Below are 6,601 nucleotides of genomic sequence, written 5' to 3'. Positions count from 1 at the left end.
CGTGCCGGTTTCAGCATACACATAAATTGTCGTGGTCGTTGTAATATCGGTACCAACTGCTATCGGATCTACTCCTCCGGAACTTAAAAAGTAAGCGCCATTGGTTAAAGCCGGTAAGGTATAACTGTCACAAGCCGTGACATCTGCAGGATCATCTACCTCTGGAGTTGCTATAACTGTAATACTCACTTCCACCCGTTCGCTCTCACACTCTCCAGATTTAGATTGGCTTACCCAAACAGAAAAGGTGCCAGGTCCGCTTTCATTCGTATTTACAACAGGAGCACCCGGTAATGGTGTATCACCCGGATTATTTGAATTGTAGTAATTTAATGTATAGCCTGGAGTTGCTGTAACCCCATAATCCTTGACTCCTTCTCCCTCACAAAAGGTTAAGTCTTGAACTGAAGGGATAGGAGCTGTTTCTGGTATGGTAACTTCAACCGTAGCCTGTTTAGCACAACCGGCAGTTGTATAATTGTAAAAAACAGTATAAGTTCCCGTTAAACTATTTTCAACATCAATTTCTCCGGTAGTAGCGTCAATAATTAAATTTGGAGAGGAAGATGAAAAAACTCCCCCTTGAACACCGTTAATTGTAACTGAAGCAGTTGCTCCACAAAAATCATTTGAATTATAACTTATTTCAGCAGTTCCTAGATTTATTTGAGCAACTATTGGAGTCACAAAATCATTTAAAGAAGCCGTAGCTGACGCTGAAGATTTGGTTTTAACAAGGATATTCCCAATAGAAACTTCTTGACAGGGGTCATCACCCGCTTCAAAAAATGCACTTACATTTATTGCTGCTTCTACAAATTGATAGGGTTGGTATTGAAAGGTTCCAAATGCTCCTAGAGGATTGTCTACAACCTGAGTGTTTGTCACACCAAATCTGTCTGGTCCCGGGTTATTTTTTTCAACATAATCAAAACCTGAACCGGACACTTCCCATTCATAAAACTTTACTGTGGCAGTACTCCCACCACCAGTATATTCTACAGTTATTAATACATCTCCTAAGGTTCTACCTCCATCTGGTCCGGAACTTGAAAAAGAACCTCCGGGCTCAGCAGTTAATGTATTTTGCAAAAATTCAAAATCAATATAACTTGTTCCATTTGTTACAAACCTATCACTTGCTACAATTAACCATTGATCATTAGCAACATCACTTCCAATGTGCAAAAAGACATTATTGATGTCACCTTTTCCACCTGCCTTACTTGTAGACCAACTCCAAGAAGTGTTAGGGTCTTGATTGAATTTTCCACCTCCTTGAAAAACATTGTCGATGTTTGAGTCGTAAGGATCTGTTATCCTAAACGTTGTTGCAGCTTCAACAGGTGTTCCATCAATGTTAAATACATAGCTTCCTGCAGGGTCACCGTTTGAATTCACCCAATCACCACCTGTATCAGAAGCGGGCATAGTTAAAGGAGTTAAATCCCCATCTATTTCAAAACCATCTGCAGGCACTAAAACAGGAGCATTTTGTCCTTGAACGTTACCAAGAAAAAATAACGAAAGCACCCCTGTATACAACAGCGCTTTCTTGAACTGATTAATAAAAGTAGAATTATGCATATCGTTGTATTTTAATGTCAATTTTGAATGATTAAATAATTAAGTCAAATTAATTATATTATCGCTATAAAGCATTGATTATAAGATTACTTTATCTAAAATAAAATTATGTGTAAATTTTAAAATTTATAGTTTCAGATACTTTCACAAAAATTTTGTTGTAGCATTCTGACAATATTTATATGTAGTTGTTTATACTACATTTAATAATAGATATCAAAGATACGTAGGAAAAAAGCTTAAAGAATTACAAAAAATAAACTATTAGATTAAACGTAAAATATACTCGACCAAATACGAAAAATATGATGTTTTCAATAATTTTTTTGTAGGAAATAATAGTTACTCTATACGTATATATACGTATTTTCAAGCAGTTACAATAAATATTATTTGTGAGAAGAAAGTTATAGAAAGAAATATTTTCAGTACTATTTGAAGAAATAATAGTAAAATAAAAAAGCCCATTTTGAAAAAAACATCAAAATGGGCTTTAACACTTAAAACTTAACTTAAAATTTATTTTGTATAATGAACATAGAACGTCTATTTAGCTGATGTTTATCTTCACTACAAGCAACTCCATCGCTACATTCATTAATGAGTCGGGATTCACCATAACCTTTAGCAGTTAACCTGTCTTTTCTAATACCTTCATTAACTAACCAATCCATTGTAGATTTGGCCCGTCGCTCTGATAACAACTCATTGTATTTATTACTACCTCGGCTATCAGTATGAGACTCAATATGAATAATCAATTCTGGATATTCACGCATTGCTGCTAAAATTTTGGCTAATTCTATGGCGGCATCCGGTCTGATATTGTGTTTGTCAAAATCAAAATAAATGGGTTGTAATGTTAATCTGCAACCTAAATCATTAGGGTGACATCCAATTCTTTTTAATTCCAGTGGTAAATTTACTGTAGATGTGCTTTCGGGTGTGTTTACAATTTTTTCTACAGATTCAAAATCTTCCTTAGAACCCCTTACAGCGTATTTAGTATCACAGTCAACATTAAACATAAATTCAGCATCTTCTCCAACTGTAATGGTCTCTATTAGATTATTATCACTATCATATAATGCAACTTCAGCGCCCGGCAATAATTCTCCTGTTTCTTCGTCGGTAACATTTCCGGTTAAAGAAACCTCACAAACCTCCTTCAGCCTGTAAATTTCATCATCAATACTACCTGCATCACCACCTCTATTTGAAGAAATAAATCCTATTTCTGATTCGTTATCTATTATAAATCCAAAATCATCTTTATTACTATTAACAGGCTCCCCCATGATTGAAACTTCTGTTGGAAGCCCATCATCCCCCAGAGGGGTAAAGAATATGTCTAGTCCACCCAATCCTGCTCTTCCATCTGTTGAAAAGTAAAGTACATTTTCGTCACTAATAAATGGGAAAGATTCTCTTGCTTCAGTATTCAATACTTCACCAAGATTTACCGGCGTGCCAAATTCATCATTTTCTAAAATATCAACATACCACAAATCTGACTGTCCTAAAGTACCGGGCATATTTGACGAAAAATATAGTTTCTTTTCATCAACACTAAGAGCCGGGTGTGCTACTGAAAAATCATCACTGTTAAAAGGCAGCTCTACTATATTTGTCCAGTTGTTTTCCCCAAGCTTTGTGGCTTTATAAATTTTTAATCGAATATTTTTGTCTTTATCCCTTCCCTTTTTTCCGTCAATAAAATTATTTCTGGTAAAGTAAACTGTTTTACCATCTTTAGTAAACACAGCAGAAGACTCGTGATATTTTGTATTGAGATCTCCTGAAAGTTGAGTGACCCCTGAAAGTTTTCCGTTTTCATCTTTATCTGCCACATATAAATTAAAAAAGGGCTGATTACTCCAATCATGAGTTTTAAGTTTTCCCTCAACACCTAAACCTGAAGCTGAAGAAAAAACTATTTTATCGTTATAAAAAGAAGGTCCAAAATCTGAATAAGAACTATTGATTTCAGTCTTTTCAATTGTATATGAAATTTCTTTTGAAGTAATAAAGTCAAGATAATCAGGGTTATTCTTATAGTTTTGAACTATTTTGGTCTCACCGCCTTTGGCAGCAAATTCCTCCATATACCTATTTGCTTGTTCATATTCTTCAATACTTTTTGAACTTTGAGAAGCTCTGAAAAAATATTCTGCTTCAGTTTCATCAGGAAATTCCTCAACTAACTTAGTATACCATTTGGCAGCATTACTGTAGTCGCTATTAAAATAGTAGGTATTTCCCAGCTTTTTATATATTTCGGCAGAAGTATAGCCGTCTTCTACTACTTTTAAATAGATTTTCTGTGCATCAATATAGGCAAATTGATCATATGCTTTTTCTGCTTTTTTAATCTGAGCCTTTTGTGCAAAAATTGCTGAGGAACTTATTAAAACTATGAGTAAAAGACTTATTTTATATATCGTTTTCATCACTAAATTATATTATCAGTTAAAAGAATCTCGGAGTGTGTATTTTGTCATTATTTTTAAAAATATCAAATCGAAGGTAAACTTCATAAGAGCCATCATTAAAGCTAGCTAGATCTGTAGTTTCTCTATCATAAGCAAAACCTAACATCAAAGTATCTGTTATTTGAAACCCAACAAGTGCACTCCAGGATGCACTCCATCTATAAGCTGCACCCAAAGTAAATTTATCATAAAATAAAAAATTAGCAGAACCGTCAACTTGTAAAGGAGAACCTGTAACAATTTTTGTTAATACCGCAGGTTTAAATTTTACATTTTCTGAAATATCAAATACATACCCTGTAATAAAGAAGTAATGTAAGCGCTCTTTACTTATAACACTAGCGTCTGCATCTTCAATACTGGCTTCATCAAAATGTTGTGACTCTATAAAATTTGGAACCGACAATCCTGCATAAAATTTATCGGTATAATAATAAGCACCGGCTCCCACCTGAAGGTTTACCTTATTATCAACATTGTTTTCAAAAACATCTCCAGGATCAGAAATATTCAGCTGTGTAAAATCAATATTAAGAAAACTTGCACCAGCTTTTAAACCAAAAGCTAGTTTTCCTTTTTCAGAAGCTTGCAATGTATAAGAAAAATCAACATTAGCATAGGTTTCTTCTGATGGTCCAATTTCATCTCTAACAAATGAGACACCTAAACCAACATTACTAAGCCCCACAGGTGTGTGGCCAGAAAAGGTGAATGACTTTGGTGCCCCTTCCAAGCCTACCCATTGCGTTCGATACAAGGCTCCTAAACTAAGAGCTTCCATCGACCCTGCATATGCAGGGTTCACAACCTGTGTGTTATACATATACTGAGTATACTGTGGGTCCTGTTGGGCGTTACTTTTTGAACTAAACCCAAGTAGAAAAGCTACTGTAGCTATAATTATATAATTTCTTTTCATTGTAATATATTTTTAATTCAATACCATTATAGAGCTTGATTTCTCAACAATAGTTTTTTTATCTGTTTAAATATAAATAACCTGAATAATTGCTTTCACCAGGATTCTCATCACCAATAAAAGTTAATATGTAAAAATATGTTCCTGTTGGTAAATTATCGTCTTCTTTAACTGTTGTTCTTCCCTCTGATTTTCCAATAAAAGCATTTGTTGAATTATTATATCCATCTCTTTCGAAAACTAAAACTCCCCATCTGTTAAATATTTGAAGGTTATTGTTTGGATAGTCTTCAATTCCATCAATTCTAAAGTGATCATTGAGTCCATCATTATTTGGAGTAAGTCCATTGTATATTTCAAAAGCAGCACCTGCAACCTGTGGCAATATAATTATTGTGGGATCATCTGGATTTCCATTACCATTTAAATCAACATCAGATAAATCTTCCGGATCATCTGACAAGTCTTCAATAGTATTACCATTAATATCCTCACCCACCACTGTTGCTTGGTTTATTACTTCTCCTGCATCTATGTCATTTTCTGTTATAACATATACCGCACTAAAAGTTGTATTGTCTGATTCACCAGGCTCCAAGCTAGCTATAGGACCACCTTGAACTGGCACCAATGGATCATTAATTTCAATATTATAAAGTGTAACAGCCCCAGTATTAATCACTGTGAAAGAATAAGTAATAGTTTCACCAGATTGAGCAGCTCCATCCCCATTTTCATCATTAAAAATACCTGCTTTTTCAAGTTCAATTGATAAATCTTGACAAAGTTCAATAATTGTAGGGTTATCATTTTCCACAGAAGTTCCTGATAAGTCACTTACTTCAAAAGAGCCAGAGACCAAACCATTTACTGTAGCTTGATTGAAAACCTCACCAATATCTAAATCTGCCTGAGAAATTGAATAAGTAGCCGTATAAATCCATATTTCATTAATATCCAAATTATTGTCATTATTATCATCACCTCCAACAAACACAATTTCTACAAAAGGATTGGGGTCTTCTAACAATGGATCTGTCAGTTCTATATTTGTTATTGGTGAAGAACCTAAATTATAGACACTGAAAGTATATGTTATTGAATCTCCTAACACAGTACAATCACCACTACTATTAATTTCTCCTTCTTTTACCAAAGCAATTGAACAGTTATCTAAAGTTAAGGTAACTGAAGTTCTTTCTGAACTCACACAGGTAGGATCAAGATCACTAACTGCTTCCGCCCAATAGGTAACCGTTCCTATTGAATTAAGAATAGGTGTAGCCACAATATTGCCTCCGTTTGCTTGATCATACCACACAACAGTTTCATCAATTCCTACTGAAATGGCATCATTTGCATCTAAAGTCTGTAAGGGTTCTTCTGCACACTCCAAAATATCACCAGAAGATACCGGAGCATCAGGTCCATTAGGTGCCAAATCAATCTCTACCACGGTCGCAGTAGACACACACGTCGTGTCATCGCTGTTGCGAACAGTTACTTCATAAATGCCTGAAGCCAATTCCTCAAATACCAATCCGGCCTGATAGTCTGTACCATTAATGCTGTATTCAAAATCCCCTAATGGTGATACAATCGT

The 6,601-nt window shown here is 34.7% G+C and carries 3 protein-coding genes and 1 pseudogene; all 4 read right to left on the bottom strand.

What is annotated here, in order from left to right; genetic code table 11:
* A pseudogene (locus IEV69_RS13610) lies at positions 1-1,587 on the bottom strand (hypothetical protein); the annotation flags it as partial.
* Between the two features lie 512 nt (positions 1,588-2,099).
* Positions 2,100-4,037: an OmpA family protein gene (locus IEV69_RS13605; protein ID WP_188443362.1), complete on the bottom strand. Its 1,938-nt coding sequence runs from the start codon at positions 4,035-4,037 to the stop codon at positions 2,100-2,102.
* A 19-nt stretch (positions 4,038-4,056) separates the two neighbouring features.
* On the bottom strand, positions 4,057-4,998 hold the full coding sequence (locus IEV69_RS13600) for a PorP/SprF family type IX secretion system membrane protein (protein ID WP_188443360.1): 942 nt from the start codon (positions 4,996-4,998) through the stop codon (positions 4,057-4,059).
* Between the two features lie 58 nt (positions 4,999-5,056).
* Positions 5,057-6,601: T9SS type B sorting domain-containing protein (locus tag IEV69_RS13595; protein WP_188443359.1), on the bottom strand; the 1,545-nt coding region annotated here is incomplete at its 5' end.

Origin of the sequence: Planktosalinus lacus, assembly GCF_014640155.1 — a bacterium.
In the GTDB taxonomy this organism is placed as follows: Bacteria; Bacteroidota; Bacteroidia; order Flavobacteriales; family Flavobacteriaceae; genus Planktosalinus; species Planktosalinus lacus.
The sequence above is the reverse complement of the archived record's forward strand: the minus strand, read 5'-3'. Positions and strand labels throughout refer to the sequence as shown.

Coding starts and splice junctions, on each gene's coding strand:
- IEV69_RS13605 (WP_188443362.1), bottom strand. CDS start 4,037: ATGAAAACGATATATAAAATAAGTCTTTTACTCATAGTTTTAATAAGT.
- IEV69_RS13600 (WP_188443360.1), bottom strand. CDS start 4,998: ATGAAAAGAAATTATATAATTATAGCTACAGTAGCTTTTCTACTTGGG.